The following is a 26,265-nucleotide window of genomic DNA, read 5'->3' as shown; positions in this document are numbered from 1 at the left end:
GCTGAGCGTGTTGCGGCGACGCCACCCTACGGCCCAGTGGTCTCCGCGAGTACGATCCGCTGCCTCCGCTACCTCCGTTTCGGCCGAGACCAGACGGGGCCGCTGCCCGAACCCGCAGTCAGGTCATGGTCGTTCGCCCACATCCTGACCTTGCGAGATCGACATGGTCTTCACTCGAACGAGCTTGCTCCGGCAACGCGGGCGCGGTGCGCACTCCGATGTGGTCGCGCGTCACACCCACGCCCCATCCGTGACTTTGTGCTGTCGATCAAATACCGTGAGTGCTTCGCCCGCATGAGGGCGACCGACTGGAGAACTCGCCACCCCAGGCATGGATGAGAAGGGCTCACATGCATCGGGACCGGGAACGCGCAGACCGGCAGGCCGTCGCCATCGTCGGGGCGGCCTGCCGCCTGCCGGGGGGCATCAACGGCCTGGACGAACTGTGGAATGCGCTGGAACAGGGCCGGGACCTGATCGGGTCGGTGCCTGAGGACCGCTTCGAGACCAGCCGCTTCGTCGACCCCTCGATGCCGCGCGTCGGCAAGAGCTACACGGCGGTCGGCGGTTTCCTCGACGATGTCGCCGGCTTCGACGCCGCCTACTTCGGCGTCTCACCCAAGGAGGCGGCACAGGTCGATCCGCAGCACCGGCTGCTGATGGAACTGGCGGCCGAGGCCCTGGACGACGCCGCCGTGGCCCCCGAGACGCTGGCCGGATCGGACACCGCCGTCTACGTCGGCATCTCCGACATGTCGTACGGCACTTTGCAGTTGTTGTCGCCGCGCACGGTCAACGCCTACACGATGTCGGGCAGTGCCAGCTCCATCGCTGCCAACCGCCTCTCCTACACTTTCGATCTGCGTGGTCCGAGCATGGCGGTGGACACCGCTTGCTCGTCCTCGCTGGTCGCCCTCGACCAGGCATGCCGGAGTCTGTGGTCGGGCACCAGCCGGGTGGCGCTGTGCGGAGGGGTGAATGTGCTGCTCTCCCCTTTCCACTACGTCGGGTTCTCACAGGCGTCCATGCTGTCGGCCCGTGGCAGGTGCGCTTCGTTCTCGGCCCAGGCCGACGGTTTTGTGCGCGCTGAGGGCGGCGTGGTGGTGCTTCTCAAGCGGCTGGACGATGCGCTGGCCGACGGGGACCGCCTGCACGGCGTCATCCTTGGCAGTGCCACCAACTGCGACGGCAGGACGATGGGTCTGGCCCTGCCCAATCCCCAGGCCCAGGAGGAGTTGCTGCGTCGGATCTACGCCGAGGCGGGCGTCGACCCCGACGAGTTGGTGTACTTCGAGGCGCACGGCACCGGCACCCCGGTCGGGGACCCGCTGGAGGCCCGGGCCATCGGCCGCGCCCTGGGGATCCGGCGCATCACCGGCGACCTCGGCATCGGCTCGGTCAAGAGCAACCTGGGACACCTGGAGCCCGCATCCGGACTGGCGGGCCTGTGCAAGGCGCTGCTGGTGCTCAAACACCGGGCTGTGCCCGCCACGCTGCACTGCGAGCAGCCGCATCCCGACGTGGACTTCGCGGGGCTAGGCCTGCGGATCGAGGTCCGCAACCGGGCGCTGCCCACCGATGGGCGTCTGGTGGTGGGGGTGAACTCCTTCGGGTTCGGCGGTGCGAACGCGCACACCGTGCTCGCCTCCGCTCCCCCCGTCCTGCCGCCCGGCGCGTCCACGGCACCGCCCGAGGGCCTGCCGGTGCTGGTCTCGGCGCGCACGGAACCGGCTCTGGCCGAGGCGGTGCGCCGGATGACGGCCCGGCTGGCCAGCGCCGCGCCACGGGAGTTCTACGACATCGCCTACACCTCGTGCAGGCGCCGCGGCAAGCACGAGCACCGCGCGGTGGTGCTCGCCCACTCCACGGGGGACGCGGAACGCGGGTTCACCGCTCTTGCCACTACTGACGAAGCATCAACATCCCTTCAACAAAAGGCTGATGGTGTGACGCACTCGGGTGGCGCCGCAGCCGTCGGCGGGTGGGAGCGCGGGGCGGGAGCACCTGCGGCCGGCGCGAGTGCCAAGGCGGTGGAGCGTGGCCGGGTGGTGTTCGTCTTCTGCGGCAACGGGTCGCAGTGGGCCGGGATGGGTACCGACCTCCTGGCGGGCGACTCGATCTTTCGCGAGACGGTGAACCGGGTGGACGCAGCACTGGCCCCCCTTCTGGGCTGGTCGGCGGCCGAGGCATTGGCCGCGCCGCCCGAGCAGTGGTGCCTGGACCTGACCGAGCGCGCACAACCACTGCTCTTCACGCTCCAGGTCGCCTTGGCGGCTGTGTTGCGCGAGCGAGGCATCGAGCCGGCGATGGTGCTGGGGCACAGCGTCGGCGAGGTAGCCGCGGCACACTGCGCCGGGGCGCTCACCCTGGCCCAGGCCGCGCTGGTGATCGCCGAACGCAGCCGGTTGCAGGGCGCCACCCGTGGCGGCGGCAGGATGGCGGCGGTCGGGCTGTCGGCGGAGCGCGCGGCCGAGCGACTCTCCTCGTTCGGCGGCAGGCTGGAGATCGCGGGTGTCAACAGTCCGCAGGACGTCACCATCGCAGGCGACCCGCAGGCGCTGGCCGACCTCGGAAGGCAGCTGACCGGGCAGGCGGTGTTCTTCCGTGAACTCGACCTGGACTACGCCTTCCACAGCAGCTCCATGGACAGTCTGGCCGAGCCCCTGGGCGCCGCGCTGGCCGCGCTGGCGCCCTCCCCCGCCGCCGTCGCACTGCACTCCACCGTCACCGGCGCCAGGGCCGGGGGTACTGACCTGGACGCGGCGTACTGGTGGCAAAACGTGCGTCGGCCGGTCAGGTTCAGCGCGGCAGTGGAGCAGGCACTCGACGACGGGGGCGACATCCTGCTGGAGATCGGCCCCCACCCGGTGTTGCAGACCTACCTGCGGCGTATCGCCGCCACGCGCCCCCGAACCACCGTCACGGTGCTGGGAACACTGCGCCGTGACGGGGACGGAGCCACGCAGCTCGCCACCACCCACGCAGCGCTGCTCGCCGCCGGAGCGGACATCGACTGGGGTCGGTACTTCCCCCGCCCGGGCCAGGTCACCGGCCTTCCCGCGTACCCCTGGCAGCGCGAACGCCACTGGGAGGGCACCCGGGAGTCCTGGATCAGCAGCAGCGGCGACGGTGTGCTGCGCCATCCGCTGCTGGGCGAGCGACTGCCTGCCCCGCTGCCGGTGTGGCAGGGCCCCATCGAACCGGTACTGCTGCCCTGGCTGGGCGACCACAGAGTGGCCGGATCGGTGGTGATGCCGGCCACCGGCTTCGTGGAGATGGCGCTGGCGGCCGGGCGGGCGGTCTGCGCCGGTCCGGTGGAGGTCGAGCATCTCGATCTCAGCCACGCTTTGGTGATCCCCTGGGCAGACCCGTCCAGTGTCCGCGTGCAGCTGAGCCTCTCCCCGGACGACGGGACGGTGAGCATCACGAGCACCAACCACGGCCCCGGCCGCGCGGCCGACGCAGCGCGCCCGCACGCCCGCACGCCCGCGCGAGGGTTCGCGCCTTGCTGCGGGACCGCCCCGAATCCCTTGATCTCAACACGGTACGGGAACGCTGCCCACGGTTGACGTCGGCCGACGAACACTACACGGCGTGCGCGGCGGCGGGATTGGCCTACGGTCCCGGCTTCCAGGTACTGCGCGAACTGCGCGTGGGTGAAGGCGAAGTCCTCGCCACCTACCACCACAGCACACCGGGCGATCCCTACACCGCACATCCCGCTCTGCTGGACGGCGCGCTGCAGGCAGGCGCCCCGCTGCTGGCGGGGCTGGTGACCGACGGGCACGCATGTCTTCCGGTCTCGATCGGGGCGGTGCGTCTCTGGGGCACTCTGCCCGAAACCGGTGTCGTCCGGGTACGCGAACGCACCCGGACCACCGAGGAGGTCTGCTGGGACATCACGCTCACCGACCAGGACGGCGTCGTCACCGCCGAACTCGACGGCTGTCGGCTGCGCCGTCTGGCAGTCACCGCGCGCGCAGGCATTGCCGTCTACCACACGGTGCTGCGCGCCGCCCCGCACAGCGACCTTCCCTGCGAACCGTCCCCCCTGCCACCCCCGCGGACCGTGCAACAGGCGGCGGCCGACCGGATCGCCGAGCTGCGATCCGACTGGCGGCGGTTTGGGCATGAGAGGTTCGTCCCACTGTTCAAGGAATGCAGCGCGCGCAGCATCGGCACCACGCTGGCCGCCGTACTGCCCGAGCCGTCCGCGCCCTTCGAACTGGACGATCTCGTGGCAGCCGGAATGCAACCGCGCTTCCGTCGCCTGGTCTCCCTGCTGATCCCCCTGTTCGTCCGGCACGGGGTGCTGGTTTGCGAACCGGACGGCCGGTGGCGGTTGACGGCAGCTGAGTTCCCCGTCGATCAGCTGGTCCGACAGATCGCCACCGAGCTACCCGCGTTCGTCACCGAGACCGCGCTCGGAACCCACCGATGGGCCCACCTCGAGCAAGTGCTGCGCGGCCGCACGGATCCCGTGGAGCTGCTGGGCTCCGAGCCCGTGGCCAAAGCCCTGGAGCAACTCCACGACACCGCCCCGGTCTCCCGCTTCCACAATCGCCTCACCCAGGCACTGCTGCGCGAGATGCTGCGCGACTGGCCGGTCGACCGTCCGCTGCGGGTCCTGGAGATCGGGGCCGGTACCGGGGGCACCACGGCGGCGCTGCTTCCGCTGCTGCCCGCGCAACGGACCCGCTACTGCTTCACCGATGTCTCCCCGCTCCTCTTCCCGCGTGCCCAGAAGCGCTTCGCTGCTTACGACTTCGTCGACTACCGGGTGCTGGACCTGGATGCGGACCCGCTCGGGCAGGGCTATCCGCAGCAGGGATTCGACGTGGTGGTGGCGGTCGACTCCCTGTACATGGCCAAAGACCTGACCGCGGCACTGCACAGGGTGGCCACCCTGCTCGCCCCCGGCGGCCAGCTGCTGATCGGCGAGTCGCACGACCCGGAGATGCTCGCCCTTTCCCTCGGTACCCCGGACAGCTTTCACACCGGTACCGACACCGAGCTGCGGCCCGACTTCCCGCTGCTGTCGCGCGAGCAGTGGCCCGCCCTGCTGGAGCGGTGCGGCTACCGCGACATCGTGCAGACCGGCCATGACCGCAAGCCCACCCGCGACCACCGGAGCGTCCTGCTCGCCGGTGCCCCTACGCCCGAGTCGGCGGCACCGCCCGCACTGCCCACCGCGCCGGCGGGAGCGGTGTTCGTCATCGCGTCCGAGACCGTGGGCCAGGACCCCTTGGTCCACGCCCTGGCCGACACGCTGACCGCTGCGGACGCAGCAACCGTGCGCGTCATCCGGGCCGAAGCCGAACCATCCGCCTGGGACCGGGCCCTGTCCGCCGCGACCGCCCCGCCCGAGACCGGCCTCAGCACTCCAGTGATCGACTCCGTCGACATCGCACTCCTCCTCGGCGGCTCGCCGCACAACGAACCCTCGTCGCAGAACGACCCTGCGGACCAGGTCGTCCAGGCAACCAGGCACACGGAGTTGCTGCGCGTGGTCACGGCCGCCTGCGCACGTCTGCCGCGCGAGGTCGGTGCCCGGCTGTGGCTGGTGACCCGCACGAGCGGCGCCGTGCCCGCCCTGGCGCGGATCACGGATCCCGTCCACGCCGCCGCGTGGGGCGTGGCGCGCTGCCTGGCCAACGAGCACCCGGACCTGGACGGACGCCGCATCTGCCTGGAGCCCGGCGCCGACCCGGTCTCCGACGCGCGACGGCTGGCCCGCGAACTACTCGGTCCCGGCACCGAGGACGAGGTCGTGCTGACCGCGGGCGGCCGGTTCGTCCCGCGCGAGCAGCACCGACCAGTGGCCGGGCCGACGCGGGAAGCGGTCCCGTTCGCGCTGAGGTCGCGCAACCCCGGCCTCTCCTACAACCTGTCCTGGGAGGAGGTCCGACGCCCGCAACCGGGGCCCGGCGAGGTCGTCATCGAGGTGCGGGCCGCCACGCTGAACTACCGCGACCTGATGCAGGTCACCGGCCTGCTTCCGGCGGCGGTCATCGAGGGAACGCCGTCCGAGAGCGGTCTCGGCCTCGAATGCGCCGGCGTCGTGACGGCCTGCGGCTCCGGAGTGACCGGCCTGCGGCCGGGTGACCGGGTCGCAGGCATGGCGGCTGCCTCGCTGTCCTCGCACACCGTGGCCCGCGCTTCGCACCTGTGGCCCATCCCGGCGGGCCTCAGCTATGACGAGGCCGCCACCACGCCCGTGGCCCTCGCGACCGTCGTCTACAGCCTGTTCCGCCTGGCCCGGATCCAACCGGGCGAAACGGTCCTGGTGCACGGGGCCGCCGGCGGAGTCGGGCTGGCGGCCGTCCAGTACGCCAGGGCACACGGCGCCACGGTGATCGCCACCGCCGGCAGCGACCTCAAACGCGCCTATCTCCACGCGCTGGGCATCGACCACGTGCTGGACTCGCGCAGCCTCGACTTCACCGACCAGGTCCTCCAGATCACCGCGCACCGGGGCGTGGACATCGTTCTCAACTCACTCGCGGGCGAGGCGATCACCCGCAGCCTGGAACTGCTGCGCCCGGGCGGCCGGTTCCTCGAACTGGGCAAACGCGACATCCACGAGAACAAACCGCTGCTGCTGCGCCCTTTCGGCAACAACATCGCCTTCTTCGGGGTGGACCTCAACGCGATCCTCGATGTTCCCCGGGAGATCGACCTGGTCGTCGCCGAGGTCGGCCGGCTGCTGCGCGAGGGGCGGTGCCACCCGCTACCACATGCCGCATTCCCCGCCGCCCGGGTCGCCGACGCCTTCCGGCTCATCCAGCACTCCCGGCACATCGGCAAGGTCGTCGTCACCTTCAGCCCCCTGGACGAACCCCCGGCGGTCGAGCGGATCACGCGCACGCCCACGCTCGACCCCCAGGCCACCTACCTGGTGTCCGGTGGGCTGGGCGGCTTCGGTGCAGCCACCGTCGGCTGGCTGGCCGGCCTCGGCGCCCGGCACCTGGCCCTGGTCGGACGCCGGGGTACGGACAGCCCGGAGGCCGGCGCCATCCTGTCCGCCCTTGCCGATCGCGGGGTCACCGCAACCGCCTTCGCCGCCGACACGACTGACCCGGAGACCATGCGGGCCGTGGTGGCCGCGATCGATGCCGACGGTCACCCGCTGCGCGGCGTGGTCCACTGCGCGATGCACCTGGACGACGACGCGCTCGTGGACCTCGACGAGCAGCGCATCGCCGCCGTACTGAAGCCCAAGATCGGCGGGGCTGCCGTCCTGGACGCACTGACCCGGGACCGCGACTGCGACCTGTTCCTGCTCTACTCCTCCGGCAGCGCCATGGTCGGCAACCTCAGGCAGAGCACGTACGCCGCGGCCAACCTCTACCTCGAAGCCCTGGTCCGCCGACGACGACAGGAAGGACGCAGCGGGCTCGCGATCGCCTGGGGAGCCATCAGCGAGACCGGCTACGTCACCCGCAACAACCTGACCGAGGCCCTCAGCAGTCTCGGCATCGAACAGGTCCGCCCGACCGAGGCGTTCACCGCCGCAGAACGACTTCTCGACGCCCGCGCCGTCGTCGCGGGCGTGGGCCGCTACAACTGGGCCAAGGCCGGCGCGATCCTGAAGCTGGCGACCAGCCCGCGAATGACGGGGCTGGCCCCCGCCTGCGACGATCAGGACGGCGTCAGCCGTACGGAGCTCATCCGCGGACTGGCCGGCGAGCAGCCGCTGGTCTTCCTGACCAAGAACCTGACCGAGCTACTGGGCGCAGTACTTCAGATGGACCCCGAACAGTTCGACCCCCATCGTCGGCTCGACGCGTACGGCCTGGACTCGCTGATGGCGGCCGAGCTACTGATCTCGCTCCAGCAGCGCTACGGCGTGGACATCCCGCCCATGGAACTTCTGCGTGGCAACGCGACGATCGCGGACATCGCCCAGCTCGTGCAGCTGCGGCTGGGTCCTGGCCCCGCCCCGGACGGTTCGGCCGCCGACTTCACCGCTGTGACCGCGCCGGTGCCCCGAGAGGCACAGCCGAGTACCAACGCGCCCGTACTCGCAGCCCTGCCTTTCCCGCAGCAGCCGCCCGCCGCAGCTCCCAACGGCGCGGTCACCAACACCTGATGACCCGCCTGCTATCCGGGAAGCCGATCCAGTCGTACCGGGAGCCCGTCCGCGAAGCAGTGCAGGACGGAGAAGTCGAAGGCCCGTTCGCGGTCTTCCCGGATGCTCCAACGGAACGTCGTCAACAGGTGATACATGATGGTCCTCATCTGCCCCTCGGCGAGGTGAAGGCCGATGCACTTGTGCACGCCGCTGCCGTAAGGCATCAGAAGGTCGCGTTGCCGACCGGTGGTGCGGCCTGCCGGATCGAAACGGTCAGGGGCGAAACGGTCGGGGTCCGGCCAGATCTCGGGCAGCCGCTGGGTGAGCATGATCTGCGCCGCCACGAACGTGCCGGCTGGAATGCGGTGCCCGAGGATCTCGGTGTCCCGCGTCGCTGCCCGCGGGATGATGAAGACCGGTGGCAGCAGACGGAGTGTCTCCTTGAGCACCCGGTCGAGGTCCTTGAGCCGGTCCGTCGGCGCGAGGCCGAGTTCCGGGGTCCCGGCCGACAGGCACTCGGCGCGGACCCGGTCCTGCCACTCGGGGTGCCTGGCCAGGAAGTAGCAGGCGGAGGCAAGCGTGTTGGCCGTCGTGCCGTAGGAGGCGATCAAGAAAGCGACGAGGAAGTTGGCGAGGCTCCGGCCGCCGTGGGCGGCTTCGGGCAGCGTGGCGAGGCGGGCGAGCAGATCGCCGCTGGTGCCCTGCTTGGCCGTGATCATCTCCCCGAAGTACGTCTCCAGTGTCGCCCGCTGTTTGGCGGCACGGGCCCACAGACTCCCCGGCAGAGGGATGCGCAGGGGTGACACAGCGGCCTTGCTGATGGCCTTGAACCCTTCGTTGAGTTCTTCCAGCCTCCCGATCTCGCACGTGCTGGTGAACTCCTGGAGCGAGAGGCCCACCATGAGCCGTTCCAGGGCGGACTGCAGTCGGAACCCGTCGCCGGTCTGCCAGGTGTCGGTCTGAGCTCTGGTGAATGCGGCCGAGTTCTCCACGTGGCCGCGCACGCTGTCGCGGCTGAAGGCGCTCTGAATGATCCGCCGCCAGTACAGGTGTTCAGCCGCGTCCATCGAGGACAGTGCGTCCGGGAGCAGCGAGCCGACCACCGGGTTCCAGCCAGGGCCGCTGGCGAACACCCGGTCGTGGTTGGCCAGTACCGGCGCCACGGCTTCGGGACCGGCCAGGAAGACGGCCCGGTTGCCGACGATGGTGGCACGGGACACCGGCCCATAGCGCCGGTAACGCTTCATCCCCCAGCCGATCGGGTCGCTTCTGAAGGCGAGGGACTGCCCGAGGAACGGGAAGCCGGAGTTCCCCGGGATGCCCCGCCATGAACCCGCGCGCCCGTGGCGGCCGGGTACGGGCCGGAGGGCTGTGTCCGGCGTCGGACTGGACACAGGACAGCGAAGCGGACTCATCACTCAGATCACTCGCCCCTGGAACGGCACCGCGCGGTCGGGCTCGCGTCGGGCGGCATACCAGCCGACCGCGCGTAGCATGACCTTGTGCTGGGTGTGCGGCCAGTGCCGTGCGTTCGCGTTCCAGGCCAGTTCGACCAGCTGTTCGGCTTCGTTCTCGCAGGCCGCTACCGCCCCGCAGTCCCGCAGGGCGCGGCTGGCCGCTTCGATCGACCGGGAGTCTGTGGCGCCGCCACGGACTCCCGCCCACAGCGCGCGCAGGGCGCTCGGCGGCATCAGGCCCACGGCGTGGGCAAGCGGCATGGTGACCTTCCCCTGATGGAGGTCGTCGCAGGCTCGTTTGGCTGCGCGGCCGTGGGCCCGGTCGGCTGCCGTGGTGACGCCGTACAGGTCGGCCACGTCGTCGCTGATCTGGTAGGCGAGCCCCATCGCTTCGAAGTAGTCGCCGGTGGCGCGGATCTGGTCCCGGTCGGCTCCGGCCAGCAGGGCCGCGATCTCGCACGTGCCTCGGGCGGGGATGCCGGACTTGAGGCGATGAGTGGTGCGCAGGCGTTCGAGCAGGAGGGTCGGGTCACCGGAGTCGACCGCGTGGTCCATCGCCGCGGTATGCCCGGCGATGTCCAGCGCCTGCCCGGCGTGGCCGGCTCGAAGCCCCCGCAGATAGACCTCGTAGATCCGCAGACGCAGCTCGGGGTCGTCCGCAACAGTGTCGCGCAGCACCCGGTCGAAGGCGAAGTAGGCGGCGGTACCGGCGTTGATCGCGAGAGCCTGGCCGTACACCGTGTGGGCTGCGGGCCGCCCCCGTCGCAGTGGCGAGCTGTCCTGGACGTCATCGATGATCAGGGAGCCGATGTGCAACAGCTCGATGGCGGCGAGCAACGGCCGGTAGCGGTCGGCGCCGGTGCCGAACATCTCCAGGACGGCGGCGGCGCTGTACGGCCGCCAGGTCTTCCCTCCGACGTCGGAGAGGTGACGCACCGGCGCCGAGAGGGCCGCCGCCAGATCCCGTCGACAGCTGTCGTCCAGGGATTCGCCGCCGCGCAGGCCCGCCATGGAGTGCACGGACGCGCGGTCGCAGGCATCGGGGTACAGGGCCCGGATCTCCTCCCGGACCACCCGGCCGATGCTGCTCATGTGACGCTCCAGGTTGACCAGGCCGCCGTCCGGCTCGGTCACCGCGAAGGCGTCCCCGCCGACCGGCCGGTGACCCAGTGAGCCGTGCACTGTCGCATGACCGCGCCAGCCCACGCCCGTGAGCAGCGACCGCGACTCCTGCTCGGGTACACGCGCCTGCACCGTCAGGTCCAGCGCCAGATCCGGAACCCTCAACCGCCACCGGACGGGGTAGACGTTGAGGGTCGCCAACGATGTCCAGGTCTCCTCCGTGCTGACCGTGCAGGTGTGTACACCGAGCCGCCCGTCCGGCGCGGTCGCGCGCAGGAACCGCTGATGGGGCCCCGGCCCGTCCGCGACCGAGCAGCTGTCCAGGTCCAGGTGCCAGCCGTTGTCCAGGTAGAGGGACAGCTCGTTCCCCGCCGTGTCAGCAGCCGCCCCTGGCCCGAGGGATTCATCACTGGGCTCCTCGTACCAGGCGGTGCCGGTGGCGGTGGTCGGGCTACCGTCGCGCCCGGTGAACGTCGCGACCACGCCCGAACCGCGCCACCCCTGCCCGTCGAAACAGGGGAGGAACTCCAGAAGCACGTCGAGCCCTTGTGCTTCGTCCGCGAGCCGGAGACGCCAGGATCCCTCCGCCGGGGATTCGAACGCGCCGACGGGGCCGAAGTCGAGCTTCCCGTCCGGTGCCGTGGTGACCGGATGGCTGAACAGCCGGTCCGGCAGGGTCGGCACACCCGTCGCCAGTGCGTCGTCGAACGCGGCCCGCACCCGCCGGTCCACCGAGGTGTCGTGAGCGAGCGCCGTCCGGCAGGCCCGCAGGGCAGGGCCGTCCAGCCACGAACTGCGGGCGAAGGCACGGCCGGTGATGTCGGTCGTGCCGCACGAAAGCGTGGTGCGGACGGGTCCGGGCACCTGCGGTTCGCCGCTGCGGACGAACGTGACCTCGAAGGCGTACTGGTCCCCCTGCGGTGTCCGTACCAGGGCACGCACGCGCCACCGGTCCGCCCACCGTGGCGCCGGCTCCGCGTCCGCCCGCCCGTTCCCGCCGGTGGCGGTCGTGGTAACGGGAACCTCCACAAGCCTGCCCATGTTCAGCTCGACTCCGCACACGTATCAAGGTTCTGCCACGCCGCACCCTAGGTCGCCCTGGGCTTCCCGGGGACAGGTTCGGCAAGCGGGCCCGCAGACATCACCCCGATGGCCGACCTCCCCCGGGTGACAGCCACCGCGACGACCACCCACAGGACTTGGGTCGACCCGCCCGAGCGCCGAATCGAAACAGAAAGTAATGGAATGGATACTCTCTGAGAGCGGTGGGCCAGCGGGCCTGCCGAGCCTCGGAAGGAAGAGCCATGGTTTTCGAGAAGCGGCCGGCCCCGGAGGGCCCGAAAGCCGAGCCCCCCGTCGGCGGCCAGCGCTCACGCCTGCTCAGGATCGGGTCCGTCGCCCTCCTGCTGACGGTCGGGGTCGGCGCTGCCTGGCAGGCCCGGGCCCAGTCGCATACGCCTGCGCACCGGGTGCTGATCGGAGCGGAGGACGAGACCTGCAAGGCGACTTACACCCTCCATTTCTCGCCGGGCATCACCCCTACCCCCACCACCCAGACGGTCACCGGCGCGGGCACCTTCCAGAACTGCGCCTCGCCCGACGGGTCCGCCGGAACCGCCCACCCCGTGTCCTTCACCGTCGGAACCGGCACCAGCGTCCTGGGTTGCAGCGGCACGTTCCCCCTGACCCGCACCAACAAAGTCACCTGGAGCGACGGGACGACCAGCACGGTGGACGTGCACGACACAGTCGCCATCGACTCCACCAAACCGATGGGCACCCAGATCACCGACGACTCCGACGGGACCCAGGTCACCGCCGGCAGGGACGTGGGCGACTCGGTCTCCCTCTCGCAGACGGTGCAGTCCCTCACCGGAGCCTGCACCAATGCCTCACCGGTCACCGCCATGACCGGCGTGATCGGCGGCGAGGCCCACGCCTTGCTCTGAGCACGAAGGCGCCGCGCGGGGCCTGGCCGGACACCTCGACCGGCCAGGCCCCGCACCCGCGCCGTCTGCGCCCACCGGCGGTCACGAACGCCGGCCACTACCCGAGAATCGATGACACCATGGCCGACGGTCGGATCCACGCGACCTTTCCCGGACCCCGCACCGGACCGGCCGGCGCTCGGCCCGACGGCCACGGCCGTCGAAGCCTGATCCGCGCCCTGCCCGCCGCGCTCCTCGTATTCGGCGCCTGCGGCCTCCTCACCGTGCTCGCGGGCGCCGAAGCCACCGGGGGCGGATACCTCGACACCCGAAGCCCCTCCGCACAGGCCGAGAGACTCCTACAGGACCAGTACGGCGCGGGCAGCCCCAACCTGGAACTGATCGTCAGCACCCCTGACGACGTGGCAGACCCCCAGACCGCGGCCGCGGGCCGCCGACTCACCGAACGTGTTGCCGCCGGCGCCGACGTCGTCTATGCCCAGTCCTGGTGGACCCTCAACGACCCCAGGCTTCTGGCCGGCAGCCGACGCGAGGCACTCGTCGCGGTACGGATCAGCGGCGATGACAAGCACGTCAGCGACCGCGCCGTGCAACTCGCCCACGAGTTCGGCGGCCGTCAGGAGGACAGACTCGCCGTCACCGCGACCGGCTGGGCGCTGAACAACCGTGCCCTGGAGGAACGCAGCAGAGCCGAACTTCCCGTCACCGAAATGCTCGGCTTCCCCCTGGTCGCCGGTGTGCTGCTCTGGGCCTTCGGCTCCCTGACAGCCGCCGCCCTGCCCCTGGTCATCGCCGCCCTGGCGATCGCCGGAGCCCAGGGCGTCCTCCTGCTCCTGCAACAGGTCAGCCCAGTCTCGGCTTTCGCCCCCAACCTCGTCGTGGCGCTCGGCCTGGGCCTCTCGGTCGACTACTGCATGATCATGGTCAACCGCTTCCGGGAGGAACTCGCCCTGAGCCAGGACCCCCAGGCCGCAGTCCTTACCACCACCCGCATCGCCGGCCGCACCGTCATCATGTCGGCCGGCACCGTGGCCCTGTGCCTGAGCGTTCTGATCCTCTTCCCCATGCCGATGCTGCGCTCGCTGGGCGTGGCCGCCGCCTGCGTGACGGTCCTCGCCGGGCTGAGCGCCGTCCTCGTCCTGCCACGCCTGCTCTCCAGGCTGGGACTGGTCCTGGACCGGGGGAGCCTGCGGTGGGCACGGCACCGTAACACCGACGATGCCGTGGCCCGCTGGTGGGGCCGTCAGGCCGGCCGGGTGGTTCGCCGGCCGGCAGCCGTCCTGCTCGCCTGCGCGGGCGTCCTGCTGCTACTGGCCGCGCCGTTCGCCCGTGTCCACTGGGGCTACATCGACGACCGGTGGCTGCCCCCGGGCGCCCCGCAGCGCACCGTCGCCGACCACCTGCGTCAGAACTTCCCCAACGTCGGAACGGCCACACCACTGGTCCTGCTGCCCGAGGTGCCGGCACACTCCGCACAGGCGGCCCATTACGCCGCCGAGGCATCCCGCACCGCCGGCGTCCTGACCGTCGTAGGCCCGGAGGGGCTCTTCGTCCACGGCTTGCGCTACGCCTCCGCCCCCGCTGGCGCCACCGTGCGCAGTACCGGCACCGGCACCTGGTTCGCCATCACCACCGAACTCCCCGTGGACTCCGACCAGGCCGCGGAACTGGTGCGCTCGCTGCGCACCTGGCACTCCCCTCCGGGTCCGGTGATGGTGGCTGGCGACTGCGCCGCGCTGGCGGACACCCGCTCCGCGATGGCCACCCTGACCCTGCGGGCCGCACTCGCGGTGGGTGCCATCAGCGCCGTGCTCATGGTGCTGTTCACCCGCAGCGCCGTCATCGCGCTCAAAGCGCTGGTGGTGAACCTGTGCAGTCTGACCGCGTCCTTCGGCGCGATGGTGTTCCTCTTCCAAGAGGGCCACTACGCGGCACTGTTCGGCTCGGCTCCCCCCGGCACCACCAACCCGCTCCTGCCACCGCTGATCTTCTGCATCGCCTTCGGCGTCAGCATGGACTACGAGATCTTCGTGGTGGCACGCATCCGCGACGCATACCTGCGCCACGGTGACAACCGCCGCGCCATCGTCGAAGGCGTCCAGCACACGGGCCGCCTCATCACCACCTCCGCCGCCGTACTCATCACCGCCCTCGTGCCACTCGCCGCATCGTCGGTCGCGGTGATGCAACTCATCGGTGTCGTACTGGTGGTGAGTGTCCTGGTGGACGCCACCATCGTCCGCTGCCTTCTGGTACCGGCAGCCATGACCCTGCTGGGGCGGTGGAACTGGTGGCACCCCCGTCGGACGCAGGGGCAGCGCCCCGACCGACATCAACCGCAGCCCCCCGCCCTGACCATCACCGAGCCCTGAGCTTGTCCTACCTTCCAAGCGCGGGGATCCGGGCCGCGGCGCTGGCCACCGCCGCCTCGCCCGCGACCGCGAAACCCTCCCCACCCGCTCCGAATCCGTGATCCACCTAGTAGGGGCCTGTCCAGCGACTGGCTCTGGCTCACTTTCGGTGGTGACGGAAGGTCATGGCAAAAGTGCCTGGTCAAACCACTCGCGTGCCCCAGGCCGCCCTCCCTGTCTGCGGCGCGCCCAAGAGTCGAGTCGCCGGCTCCCAGCGTGAACCGGGTGGATCACTGCAGGTAGCGGAAATTACCGAACGTCACCACCGAAAGTGAGCGAGAGCCGGTCACCGTACAGACCCCCTCGGCGGTTGGCAGGGCCTGCCCCTCTGACCGCCCCACCTCCCCTTTGGCGACCGGTCGGGAGCACCCCCAGTCGGCCGGCAGGCATCGAACCATCAAGTCCTGGAGTGAAGTTGACGCAGGTCACGCCTCCTGCGCCACAGTGCCAGGCCGTACGCGGGCCTCTGGAGACCGTGCGATGGCCTGATCGGCGGTTCCGTGTCCTGAGCCGGCGTGCTACCCGGTCAGCGCCGCTTGCAGGGGGGCCAGCAGGGAGAGGTCGTCGGTGGTGACGGTGAGGTGGGTGGCGCCGGCGGACCGCCAGGCGACGGCGAGGGAGCGCCAGGTGTCCGGGCGGCCGGAGGCGGGCTGCGCCCACCGAAAAGCCCAGGCCGGGGCCAATCCCGACCTGGCCTTCGGTGTCTTCGGTGTGCTGTCAGCGGCGGGTGGTCATCGAGATCCGGGCGAGGACGGCGGTCGCCTGTGCCGGGTTGGCGCGGAGCCAGGCAGCCAGGTGCTCTCGGACGGCCTCGGTCACGCAGGCGCGGACGGGCCCGTTGCCCAGTCGGTCGCGGGTGGCCCCCTCGAACTCGGGGCGATCGAGCTTCACCGACACGACCGCCGTCAGGCCCGCGCCGAGCTGGGCGGGGGTGAGGTCGGGGTCGGACGGGGTGAGCAGCTGTTGCTCGCGGGCGTAGGCGTTGACCGCGGCCGCCAGGCCGTCGCGGAAGCCGAGCTCGTGCGTGCCGCCGCCGGTGGTCGGCCGGCTGTTGGCGTAACTTGCGACCCGCTCCTCGCGGGTGTCGCACCAGCGGAAAGCCACCTCGACAGTTCCCTCCATTTCGGAGTACTCGCGCTCGAGACCGATCACGTCCGGGTGGAGGGGGGCGCTCTGCTCCGCGATGTGGTCCCTCGGTCCGCCCGGGAACCGGAAGCGGACGGCCCGGGGCGCCGCGGGGTCGCGGTCATCGGTCAGGGTGATGTCCAAGTCCCGGTTCAGGAAGGACATTTCCCTGAAGCGCTCGGCCAGTGCGTCGAACGAGAACTCCAGTGTCTCGAAGATCTCGGCATCGGGCCGGAAGGTGATCGCGGTCCCGCTGTCGTCGGCCGGTCCGGTGCGGGTAGGCGTCGCGACAGCTACGCCTCGCTCGTACTCCAACACCCAGCGGGCGCCGTCGCGCCGCACCTCGGCCGTCAGACGGCCCGACAGCGCGTTGACGACGGCCAGTCCCACGCCGAAGTAGCCGCCGAGCAGCGAGCGCCGGTTGGCAGGCTGTGCCCCGCAGCAGAGCACGGCCAACCGGCTCTCCAGCGCAGGGCCGTCGCTGTGGTCGGCGTGCCCGACCGGGAGGCCCGTGCCGTCGTCGGCGACGCGGACGCCACCGTCGGCGGTGAGGGCGATCTCGACACGGCTGGCGGTGCCGCCGAGGATCTCGTCCATCGCCCGCTCGGCGACCTCGAACACCAGGTAGTGCAGGCCGCGTTCACCGACCGATCCGATGTACATCCCCGGCCGCTTCCGAACGGCCTCCAGGCCCTCGATAACCACGATCGCGCTGGCGTCGTACGCCTTGCATTCCTCGCTCATGATGCCCCCTCCGAGGGTGTCCGACAGAGCTCCCCAGCCTACGAGATTTCCGAGAAAACACCAGGTCAAAGCCACTTTGGCGAGGCCGCGGACGGGCCCCTGAGGGGCAATCGCGAGCGTCCGGCCGGGATGGGTGCGCACTGCCGCCGCAATCCGGCCGCGGCCCTCCGAGGGGCGTCTGCGGCACTGTTCCGGGCGGCTGCGGGGCCACGAGTTTCAGGAATTTTCACGTCGCCCCGGTGCGGTCGTGGATGACGCCCGAACCGTCCGGCTCCGCGGCCATTCGGGCCCGCAGAGCCGGACGGCCCGACTGATGAGTGGGCCGTTCCAGCTGTCCGGATTCCTGGCGCCGGACGTGGAGGCACGACGTTTTCGCATGCGATTGAGTCCGCGGCCTCGGGTGGCGTCGGGCGTGTGTTGCGAGGCGATCAGCCGAGCCCCAGGGCGTCGGCTGCCCTTGGTCGTCGACGGTGGTCCGGGTGCCGTCGCCGCGATCCGGCTGGTCCCGGTGGCGCTGACCCCGGCGTGCAACATCTCCCGCTGTCATGACGGGACGCCGAGATGGTGTCAGCGGCCTGTCGTACAGTCGCCATCTGTGACAACGACCCTGATGACGTACGCGGGCACCACCGAGCCCGACGCGCCGACCACCCGTACCGGCGGCGTGCCGCTGGCCCCGGCCGGGACTACCTGGCCGCAGTGCGCCACCTGCGACGGACCGATGCAGTTCCTGGCCCAGGTACTCCTGGACGACCTTGGCCGCCACGCGGGCCAGGGCACCGCCGAGGGACGGGGCACGCTCGCCCTGTTCATGTGCCAGAACGATCCGGGCATGTGCGAGGAGTGGGATCCGCAGGCGGGCGGCAACCGCGCGCTGATCTTCCCCGCAGCCGCGCTCCAGCCGATCCCGGTGCACACGCTGGACGAGGACGACGACCAGGAGCCGGTCCCCCTCGGCTCGGTGAGCGCCGTCACGTACGAGACTCCGTCCACGACAGCGGACTACAGCCAGGCCTGCAACGAGTGGGCGAGCCGGCCGGGCCGGACTCCTCTGGACGTCCTCGGCCAACTCGGCGGGCAGCCCGCCTGGCTGCAGAACGACGAGACCCCTGCCTGCCCCACCTGCGCACGGCAGATGAGGCTCGTCGTCCAGCTCGAGGAAGGACGGGACCACGCCACAGCGATGAACTTCGGCGGTCGCGGCGAGGCCTACGCCTTCGCGTGCGAGCCCTGCACACAAGCCGTGTTCCTGTGGCAATGCTGACAGCAGCAACCCTCCGCCCCCGCCCAGAGAGCCGAACCGCGCTGGAGCAGCTACGCACGCTGCTCGGGGAACCCTCGTGCTGGGGCTGGGCCAGACCCGCGATCTGGGATGCCAGCGAGCGGTACCTCGGTTTCCGGCTGCCGGCCGACTTCAAGGCGTTCCTCGACCTGTACGGCCCCGGCTCGGTGGACGGTTACCTGACAATCGACCGGCCGATGGACACCACACCGGCCGAGTTGGAGCGCCACTGGGGACCTCCACCCGAGCGTCCAGCCTGGTACGGCGAGATCGCCGAGGGCTACTGGGAGGTGGACGAGTCCGATGCCCGATCAGGCGTGCTACTGCTATGGGGAAGCGACGAGCACGGCAGCCGGTACTTCTTCCGCGCGGTCGAGGACGATCCCACTGAGTGGCGGATCATCATCAGCAGTGATGAGGGCGAGTGGTTCGAGACCGCCGGAACGTTCACCGAGTTCCTGGTCCGCTGCTTCCACCGGATCGACCGCCCCGACTTCATGGACTCCAGCTGGCCTCGGCCGGGTGCACGCTACGAGGTCCGCGGGTGAGCCCTCGCTCAACGGCCTGGCCGGGCCGCTGCGGAGTCTCGACGAACTACCTGAGCAGCGCTCTGCGGACCAGGACGAGGGCGACCAGCCGGGTCTCACCATGGCCCGTGGCGCCTACGCCGTCGATCCCGAACCATTCGGTGCCCCGTACGTCGTCCCGAGCGCCCCCGCCCCCGACGCGGTTCTGGCCAGCACGGACCAGGACCGCACCACCGCCCAGGCCACACACTGGTCCGACCGCAGCTGCCCGGCCCATCAGGACAGCGACGGCGACCTCCGCGCCAGCGCCGGGTGGCTCCTGGAGCCTGCCGGCTGCCGACCCGACCCGACCCGACCGGGCCGTCGCCGACGGCGTGCGCTGCCCGGAACGCCGGACTCTCACCGTCACCGCTCATGGGGCAGCCAGGGCTGCCGGGTTCGACCAGGAGCTCGCCGACCTCGCCGCCCGGGTCGCAACTGCGACCGGAATCGTCCTCCAGCCCGAGCCGACGCGCGTCGGCCTGCGGGTCACCGGCCCCTGACCTCCCGCTGGTCTCGGCCACTCCTCGGCTGCTTGTCGCCTCCGCCACAAGCCGGTCCGGGTGGCTGAGCTGGCTGAGCTGGCTGAGCGCACATTGCCCACCGTTCGGGCTGCTCAATCGGTCCGGACGTCCATCTCGCAGGGCCTGAGGCATTTCGACCAGTGCTCGACCTTCCCCAACACGCGCCGACGACAAGACGGTTCACGGCATCAAGGGTCTATTGGCCCGCCCAGTCCGCACTGCCGTGCACCTGGCCTCCGACCACCAAAAGGCCCACGGGGAGCTGCGGTTGTGGACGGGAGGTGCCGACCTCGCCGCGATCCTGGCGGAGCACGAGGCAACAACCGAGGCCCGAGGGCTTCGGGCGTTGTGGACGACCAGTTCGCCACTGGCGAGCAGCTGCCCGATCACCTGCTCGTCCAGGGCGTCCGACTGCAACTCCGCTGGCGGAACGGCCTCGACAACCCCGGCCGAGACGGTCCTTCCTTGATCTGGAGCTGACCGTTCCTCTTCACAGACTCCGCTACACCGCGCACGGAGTTGCCTGAGCTGCTCCTCCAGCTCGCGGGCGGACCGGGCGCGTTGCGCTGTCTCGACGAATAGTGCGTGTCGCAAGCACCGCGTTCCCACCAGGGGCCGTCGCGCCTCCCATGCTGGGGCGGATGCCGCCCCGCGTGGGCGGGTGGAGCTCGATGAGCTGGACGGAGACTGCTGATGAGTGTGATGGAACGCGTAGACGAGAAGGTCCTGGCGGTGGAGGGGGACGACGAGTCGGACGTCTACCCGGACGACCGGGAGTGGGTGAACGCCTGCATCCAGCGCATCCGCGGCGAACTCGCGCCCAAGGAGACGGCGGTGAAGGAGATTCCGCTGCCCCCACAGCTCAACGGGTTGAAGCTGCACATCAAGCGAGAGGCCGACCAGCCGTCCGGTAGCCACAAGCACCGGCTCGCGGCGGCGTTGCTCACCCACGCCCTGGCCAGCGGCCGGCTGGCGGAAGGCCGCCCCGTGGTGGAGGCGTCCAGCGGCTCGACGGCCATCTCCGAGGCGTGGTACTGCCAAAAGCTCGGCATCGACTTCTACGCGGTCGTGCCGAAGACCACGGCCCCGGAGAAGCAGAAGAAGATCGAGGAGTACGGCGGCACCGTGGTCCCGGTGTCGGGTGACATCGTCGAGTACGCCCACCGGGTGGCGAAGCGCTATGACGGCCACTTCATGGACCAGTTCACGTACGCGGAGCGGTCCTACGACTGGCGTGGCGAACACAGTCTCGCGGCGGAACTGCTGAAGGGCCTACCGAACCTGGACTGGTTCACCATGGGCGCGGGCACCGGCGGCACGACGACCTCGGTGGCCCGCTACGCCCGGTACACCGCCAAGAAGCTCCGGGTGTGCGTGCCCGACCCGGAGCACTCCGCGTACTTCGACGGCTGGTACTGGAAGGACCCCGCAGTGACCGACCAGGGCTCGCACATCGAGGGCATCGGCCGGCCCAGGGTCGAGGCCTCGTTCGTGCCGACCACGGTCAACCGCATGATCCGCGTCGCCGACGCGGCGTCGGTCGCCACCATGCGCTACCTCTCCGACCGGACGGAATGGGGCATCCACGCCGGGCCCTCGACCGGAACCGGCGTGTTCAGCGCGATCCAGATCCTGCTCGGCATGAACGACGGCCCCCAACTCGGAAGCGTCGCCACCGTGATGTGCGATCCGGGCGACCGCTACACGAACGAGTACTACAACGACGCCTGGCTGGCGGATCAGAAGATCGTCTACAAGCCCTGGTACACCACCATCAAGGACTTCTTCGAGAACGGCGTCTGGGCCCCGCCCACCTCCGTTCCCCCCACGCCTCGCCCCACGACGGCCTTGTGGAACATGTGACGCCTACGCGCCGACAAGATGGCCCCGGAACGGCGGTGGAGCCGTTCCGGGGCCCGTTCACGGATTCCCGGCGGGATCGTGACCGGCTCGGCCGCCGGTGTCCGGGAAGGGCAGGCAGGCGCCGGGATGCCGTTCGGGGCGTGGATCTCGGAGCCCTGGGGCCGATGCGGCGCGGGCGGCCCACTGGCGGCGCCCGAGGGCAATCTGCGTCGCGGCAGGATTCTCGCGCCACGGCCGGGCCGCCGGCTCCCTTCACCAGCGGGACCACCGCGCGGACCGCCGGCGACGGGGAGCCCGAGCTGACTGACGGTCACGATTCCGGGACGCGGAGGCCGGTAGGCCTTTACGGTGAGCAGGCGACACCTCACAAGCGGTGCTCTGTTCGGGGACTTTGACCAGATCCGGGGGGATCATGGCGTACTTCGTGGAACTGCCCGTCGGCTCGGTGAGCGAGGGACAGGACGTGGTCCGGGTGGAGATCGAGCAGGTCGGGGAAGGGCTGGTGCAGGTCGCCCGGCCCGGACAGGTGGTGGCTCGGGCGACACGCTCGCTCGGGGACATGCTGGCCGGCGTGCGTCCGGTCGCGCAGAACTTCATCGAGGGGTTCCGGGGCCTGGCGCACGCCCCGGACGAGATCAGCATCGAGTTCGGCCTGTCCTTGTCGGCCGAGGCCGACGTGGTGATCTCCAGTACCGCCGCGGAGGCCAACTTCAAGGTCTCGCTCACCTGGAACCGGCAGACCGCCGAGGCATCGGCGCCTCCGGCGGCTTCGGACCCGGCCTAGTGTCCGCGTCCCGGGCCGACGCCGTCGACGGGGCCGGGCCCGATGCGCTGGCCTCCGCCGTCGTACGCATCCACGACCGTCGCGGCGTCCCGGTCGGCCTCGGCTTCCTGGTGACCGCCGATCGGATACTGACGTGTGCGCACGTGGTGTCCGCCGCGCTCGGCCTCCCTCCGGGAGCCGAGCCGGACGCCGACGCCCGCGTCGACGTCGACCTCCCGCTGCTCAGCGACCCGCTCACCGACCCGCTCACCGCAGCTGACGGCACAGGCGGTACAGGCGGTACGCGCGTTCCCACGACGGTTGAACGGTGGGCGCCCGCCCACCCGCACGGCGCCGGGGACGTGGCCGTGCTGCACCTGTCCGCTCCGCTTCCGGGCGCCCGGCCGATCCGCATGGTGGAGTCCTCCGACGTCTGGGGACACACGGTGCGGGCGTACGGCCTGCCGAGCGGCCGCCCGGGCGGTGTCTGGCACTCCGGTGTACTGAGGGCCCGACAGGCCAACGGGTGGATCCAGGCCGACCTGGCCGCCAACGGCTACCGGGTCTCCCCGGGGTTCAGCGGCGGCCCGGTGTGGGACGAACAGCTCGACGGTGTCGTCGGCATGATGGCGGTGGCGGAGACCGGAGACCCTCCATCCGGCTACTTGATCCCCGCCGAGGGCCTCGCCTCCGTATGGCCGGAGCTTCGCGAACTGGCACTGCCGCCGTCACCGTTTCGAAGTCTGCGCCCGCTTCAGGAATCCGACGCCCCGGTCTTCCACGGCCGTCGGGCGGAGACGGCAGAAGTCACCGCCCTGGTCGCCCGGGAACGGTGGACCACCCTCGTCGGTCCCTCCGGTTCGGGCAAGTCCTCCCTCGCGATGGCCGGCGTCATACCCCGCCTGCACTCCCAGGGCATGACCGCCGTGGTGGTCCGGCCCAACGCCGGCGCGACCCCGCTGTCCGCGCTCGCCGCCGCGCTGTCTCCGCTGCTGGAACCGGATCTGACCGAACTGGAACGCCTAGAACGCCTTCCGGCGCTCACCGGCCTTCTGCGCTCCCAGGGGCTCGGAGATCTCGCAGCTCTCCTGCTGGCCCGCCTCGGCACCGATCAACTGATCGTCTTGGTCGACCAGTTCGAGGAGATGCTCACCGGGACCGACCCGGCGGCTGTCGATGAGTTGGCGGCCGTGCTGTTCGGCCCGTCGCTTCCCCGGACCGTGCACGTGCTCACCACGCTCCGGGCCGACTACCTGGAGACCGCGCTGGCCCATCCGAGTCTTGGCCGGGCCTGCAGCCGACAGGTCTACGCGCTGGGGCCGATGACCGGTGACCAGCTCCGGGAGATCGTCACCGCACCGGTGGCAGCGATTCCGTCGGTGCGCTACGAGGCCCACCTGGTGGACCGCATCCTGACCGATGCGGGCGGTGAGGCGGGTGCCCTGCCGCTCCTCGGCTTCACCCTCGACCTGCTGTGGAAGCGTCAGGCGGCCGGGGTTCTCAGCCACCGCGCGTACGAGGAGATCGGTCACGTCAGCGGAGCTCTCGGAGAGTACGCCGAGCAAGCCTGGGACAGACATGTCTCCGCCGGGGAGGAGCCGGCCGCCCGCCGGCTCTTCACCCGCCTCGTCCGCGTCCCCCTCGGCGCACCCGGTGCCACCCGCCGGACCGTTCCCCGCCAGGAGCTCGCCGAGGACGAATGGCACATCGCCCAACGTCTGGCCGGCACCCGGCTCCTGGTCATCGATCACAGTGCCGAGGGCGTCGAGACCGTTGAGCTGGCCCACGAGGCCCTGATCACCGCCTGGTCCCGGCTGCGCGACTGGGTCGGCGAGGACCGCGCGTTCCTGGAGTGGCGGGAGTCCGTCCGGCACGACCGCCAGCGCTGGGACCACGCCGGTCAACCCGCTGACCTGCTCCCCACCGGGCCCACCCTCGCCACCGCCCGCACCTGGCAGCGCGAGCGCGGTGCCGAGCTGTCCGAAGCCGAACGCACCTACCTCGAACTCGCAAGGCGGCACCACCGGGCCCGCGGCCGTCGGCGCCGTACCTTCCGGACCGCCCTCGTCGCGGTGATCACCGTCTCCCTCGCCCTGGGCGTCCTGTTCGCCACGGCCCGCCGCGATGCCGCGGAGCGCCAGGCCGACTCCGACTCCCGCGCCCTCGTCCAGGCCTCCCAGGACGACATGACCTACGACCCGGTACGGGCCGTGATGATGGCCCTCGCCGCGTACCGGACGAAGCCCACGCCGGAGGCCCGGAACCAGCTGATGCGGCAGTACCTCCTCCGGGCCGGCGCGGACTCCCTGTTCTCGGGCATGTCCGGAACCGGCGGGACGTTCAGCACCAGCCGGGACGGTGACGTCGTCCTCTCCCGCGACGCCATGGCCCACGTCGTCCTGTTCGTCCGCGGCCGGGACGGCACCGTCCACAGCCGGCCGGTCCCGGCCGGGTACGCCTTCTACCTGATGGTCTCCCCGGACGGACGCCGCGCCGGATTCGTGACCGACGACGGGGCGGGAGGCTGGTTCGACGTCGACAAGGAGAGCACCACGCCCATCGGCCAGGTTCACCAGCTGCCCCGAGTGGACGGGGTGCTGCAGATCTCCGCGGCTCCTGCCGACGCGACCGCGATGTCACCCGACGGGCGCTACATCGCGGTTCCGACCCGCGACAGCCTGGTCTGGTGGGATCTGGAGGCGGGGGCGGTCGCCGGCCGCGTTGCCGCACCTCAGGACATGGGAAGCGGGCTGTGGTTCGGCTCCGACGGGCATTCCCTGCTGGTGAAGACCAGCAACGGTGGTACCGGACTGGCCTCCGTGGACATGGCCGGCGGTGCCGCGCGGAACGTGGTGGTGCCTGCTGATCACCAAGGGATCCTGCCCTCCGGGGACCGGGCCACCGTCGCCGTCGTCCGGACCCACGAACCCGGACAGGGCAGCGGCACGAAGAGCACCGTACGACTGATCCGGGTGTCCGACGGATCCGTGGTGGGAAAACCGTACGAAACCACGGAGACGATCGCCCCGGCGACCGAACTGATCGCGGCGAGCGCCGACGGCCACCGGATCGTGATCAACGAAGCCGCCAAACTGACGCTCCTGGACCTCGACCGGGGAAAAGCCGTCGCGTTGGTGGACGAACCGGGCCACCTGTACGAGCACGCATCCGTTCTCCTCTCCACCGGCGGGAAGGAGTATCTCGTCGGTCAGGGACGGAGCTCCATCTCCTACACCGAGATCCCCGCGGGCGAGGAGGACACGGCCGTGGCCGACACCGTCCACCTCAGCCGGGACGGCAGGAAGATCACCATCCGCCTGACGGGCGGCTCCGACCTCGAACTCCGCGAGCCCGGGCTCGACGTCGGAAGGCTCCTGACCAGAACAGCCCTGCCACAGCCCGCCTGGAAGGGCAAAGGCGACCGCCTCCTGTCCAACCGGGACGACACGCTCATCGCGCTCCGGGACGGCCCGAACACCGTCTCCGTCCGTGACGCGTCCACCCTACGAGCGGTCGCCCGCATCGCCGCGGCACCATCCCAGGTCGACTCGGCAGCCGAGGACTTCAGCTACTTCTTCGACGGGGACGACCGCCTGGTGACGGTCTCCGGCACCCAGATCCAGCAGTGGGAGGCCAGAACCGGCGTCCGGTTGGCGCAGTTCGACGCGGCCGCGTTCCATCCCCCGGCCGACAAGCACGGCACGCCACAGATGTACGTCGGCCCGCACTGGCAGGAGGGAAAGCTGACCGTGGTCGTGCACGACGACCCCGTGATCCGTGTCGTCGACATCGGCACCGGCCACACCGTAGCGTCGCTGAACCCGGGCATCACCGACCTGATCGCGGCCCGGTTCGACGAGAGCGGCCGCTACCTGGCCGTTCTCCGCAGGAACAGCGTCGTCGAACTGTGGCGGCCCGACCCCCTGCAGAGGGAAATCGGCCCCCTCCCCACCACCAGCACACCGGGCCAGAACTCGGCCATAACCCGATTCGTCGACGCCCAGGGTCGTTTCATGATCGCGGCCAACAACGCCATCCGGATCTACCAGGTCGGCGGCCCACCTTCCGTGGACTCCTACGACTTCCGCAACGTGACCGACAACAGTCTGCAGGAGCCGCTCACGTTCCTGGACGCCACCAACGACGGAAAGACCCTCCTCATCCGCACCGAGAACGACTACGTCCACCGGATCGTCCTCGACCCCGACGCTTGGCAGCGAGACCTGTGCCGCATCATCGGCTACCGCTCCTTCACCGCCGATGAACGACGCACCCTGCCAGTCCGGGTACCCGACCGTCCCCTCTGCCTTCCCCCCAAGCCCTGAAGCCGCGGACGGCACCGGATTCGACGCCGACTGCGCGGTGAACGCGCAGATCCGGGCTTC

At 70.7% G+C, this 26,265-nt stretch carries 13 protein-coding genes; 9 read left to right on the top strand and 4 right to left on the bottom strand.

From position 1 onward, the window contains the following. Window positions 1-350 precede the first annotated feature (350 nt). Window positions 351-3,569 (top strand): type I polyketide synthase, encoded by a 3,219-nt coding sequence (locus tag AB0O82_RS07575; RefSeq protein ID WP_363581169.1) that lies wholly within the window; start codon window positions 351-353, stop codon window positions 3,567-3,569. Next, window positions 3,506-8,092 carry an SDR family NAD(P)-dependent oxidoreductase gene (locus tag AB0O82_RS07570; protein WP_363581167.1) on the top strand — a complete coding sequence of 1,529 codons (4,587 nt, stop codon included), beginning with the start codon at window positions 3,506-3,508 and terminating at the stop codon, window positions 8,090-8,092. The genes AB0O82_RS07575 and AB0O82_RS07570 overlap by 64 nt, the downstream gene beginning before the upstream one ends. Before the next feature lie 11 nt (window positions 8,093-8,103). On the opposite strand, the gene AB0O82_RS07565 is transcribed toward AB0O82_RS07570, so the two are convergent. Both AB0O82_RS07565 and AB0O82_RS07560 read right to left on the bottom strand, forming a co-directional pair. After that, window positions 8,104-9,237 carry a cytochrome P450 gene (locus AB0O82_RS07565; RefSeq protein WP_363581165.1) on the bottom strand — a complete coding sequence of 378 codons (1,134 nt, stop codon included), beginning with the start codon at window positions 9,235-9,237 and terminating at the stop codon, window positions 8,104-8,106. Window positions 9,238-9,492: 255 nt separating this feature from the next. Continuing rightward, window positions 9,493-11,595 carry a polyprenyl synthetase family protein gene (locus AB0O82_RS07560; RefSeq protein ID WP_363581163.1) on the bottom strand — a complete coding sequence of 701 codons (2,103 nt, stop codon included), beginning with the start codon at window positions 11,593-11,595 and terminating at the stop codon, window positions 9,493-9,495. A gap of 362 nt (window positions 11,596-11,957) precedes the next feature. Here AB0O82_RS07560 and AB0O82_RS07555 point away from each other — a divergent pair, with 362 nt between their 5' ends. Together AB0O82_RS07555 and AB0O82_RS07550 are read left to right on the top strand one after the other, a co-directional pair. Beyond that, window positions 11,958-12,602 carry a hypothetical protein gene (locus AB0O82_RS07555; protein ID WP_363581161.1) on the top strand — a complete coding sequence of 215 codons (645 nt, stop codon included), beginning with the start codon at window positions 11,958-11,960 and terminating at the stop codon, window positions 12,600-12,602. Between the two features lie 119 nt (window positions 12,603-12,721). Next, the gene (locus AB0O82_RS07550; RefSeq protein ID WP_363581159.1) at window positions 12,722-14,974 is read left to right on the top strand and encodes an MMPL family transporter; all 2,253 of its coding nucleotides are present in this window, start codon (window positions 12,722-12,724) and stop codon (window positions 14,972-14,974) included. Between the two features lie 557 nt (window positions 14,975-15,531). Here AB0O82_RS07550 and AB0O82_RS07545 read toward each other — a convergent pair. Beyond that, window positions 15,532-15,696 carry a hypothetical protein gene (locus AB0O82_RS07545; RefSeq protein ID WP_363581157.1) on the bottom strand — a complete coding sequence of 55 codons (165 nt, stop codon included), beginning with the start codon at window positions 15,694-15,696 and terminating at the stop codon, window positions 15,532-15,534. Window positions 15,697-15,730: 34 nt separating this feature from the next. Further along, the gene (locus tag AB0O82_RS07540; RefSeq protein ID WP_363581155.1) at window positions 15,731-16,882 is read right to left on the bottom strand and encodes a DNA gyrase subunit B; all 1,152 of its coding nucleotides are present in this window, start codon (window positions 16,880-16,882) and stop codon (window positions 15,731-15,733) included. 595 nt (window positions 16,883-17,477) lie between these two features. On the opposite strand from AB0O82_RS07540, the gene AB0O82_RS07535 reads away from it, so the two are divergent. From AB0O82_RS07535 to AB0O82_RS07515, 5 genes are all read left to right on the top strand, one after another. Next, on the top strand, window positions 17,478-18,146 hold the full coding sequence (locus AB0O82_RS07535) for a DUF1963 domain-containing protein (protein WP_363581153.1): 669 nt from the start codon (window positions 17,478-17,480) through the stop codon (window positions 18,144-18,146). Continuing rightward, window positions 18,140-18,712: an SMI1/KNR4 family protein gene (locus tag AB0O82_RS07530; RefSeq protein WP_363581151.1), complete on the top strand. Its 573-nt coding sequence runs from the start codon at window positions 18,140-18,142 to the stop codon at window positions 18,710-18,712. Before AB0O82_RS07535 ends, AB0O82_RS07530 begins: the two co-directional genes overlap by 7 nt. 1,235 nt (window positions 18,713-19,947) lie before the next feature. Further along, window positions 19,948-21,117: a pyridoxal-phosphate dependent enzyme gene (locus AB0O82_RS07525; protein WP_363581149.1), complete on the top strand. Its 1,170-nt coding sequence runs from the start codon at window positions 19,948-19,950 to the stop codon at window positions 21,115-21,117. A 412-nt stretch (window positions 21,118-21,529) separates the two neighbouring features. Further along, the gene (locus AB0O82_RS07520; RefSeq protein WP_363581147.1) at window positions 21,530-21,901 is read left to right on the top strand and encodes a CU044_2847 family protein; all 372 of its coding nucleotides are present in this window, start codon (window positions 21,530-21,532) and stop codon (window positions 21,899-21,901) included. Further along, window positions 21,901-26,205 (top strand): serine protease, encoded by a 4,305-nt coding sequence (locus AB0O82_RS07515; protein WP_363581145.1) that lies wholly within the window; start codon window positions 21,901-21,903, stop codon window positions 26,203-26,205. Before AB0O82_RS07520 ends, AB0O82_RS07515 begins: the two co-directional genes overlap by 1 nt. Window positions 26,206-26,265 lie beyond the last annotated feature (60 nt).

The organism is Kitasatospora sp. NPDC088264 (genome assembly GCF_040685715.1).
Taxonomy (GTDB): Bacteria; Actinomycetota; Actinomycetes; order Streptomycetales; family Streptomycetaceae; genus Kitasatospora.
Note: the sequence above shows the minus strand (reverse complement) of the source record. Positions and strands in the feature narration are given on the sequence as shown.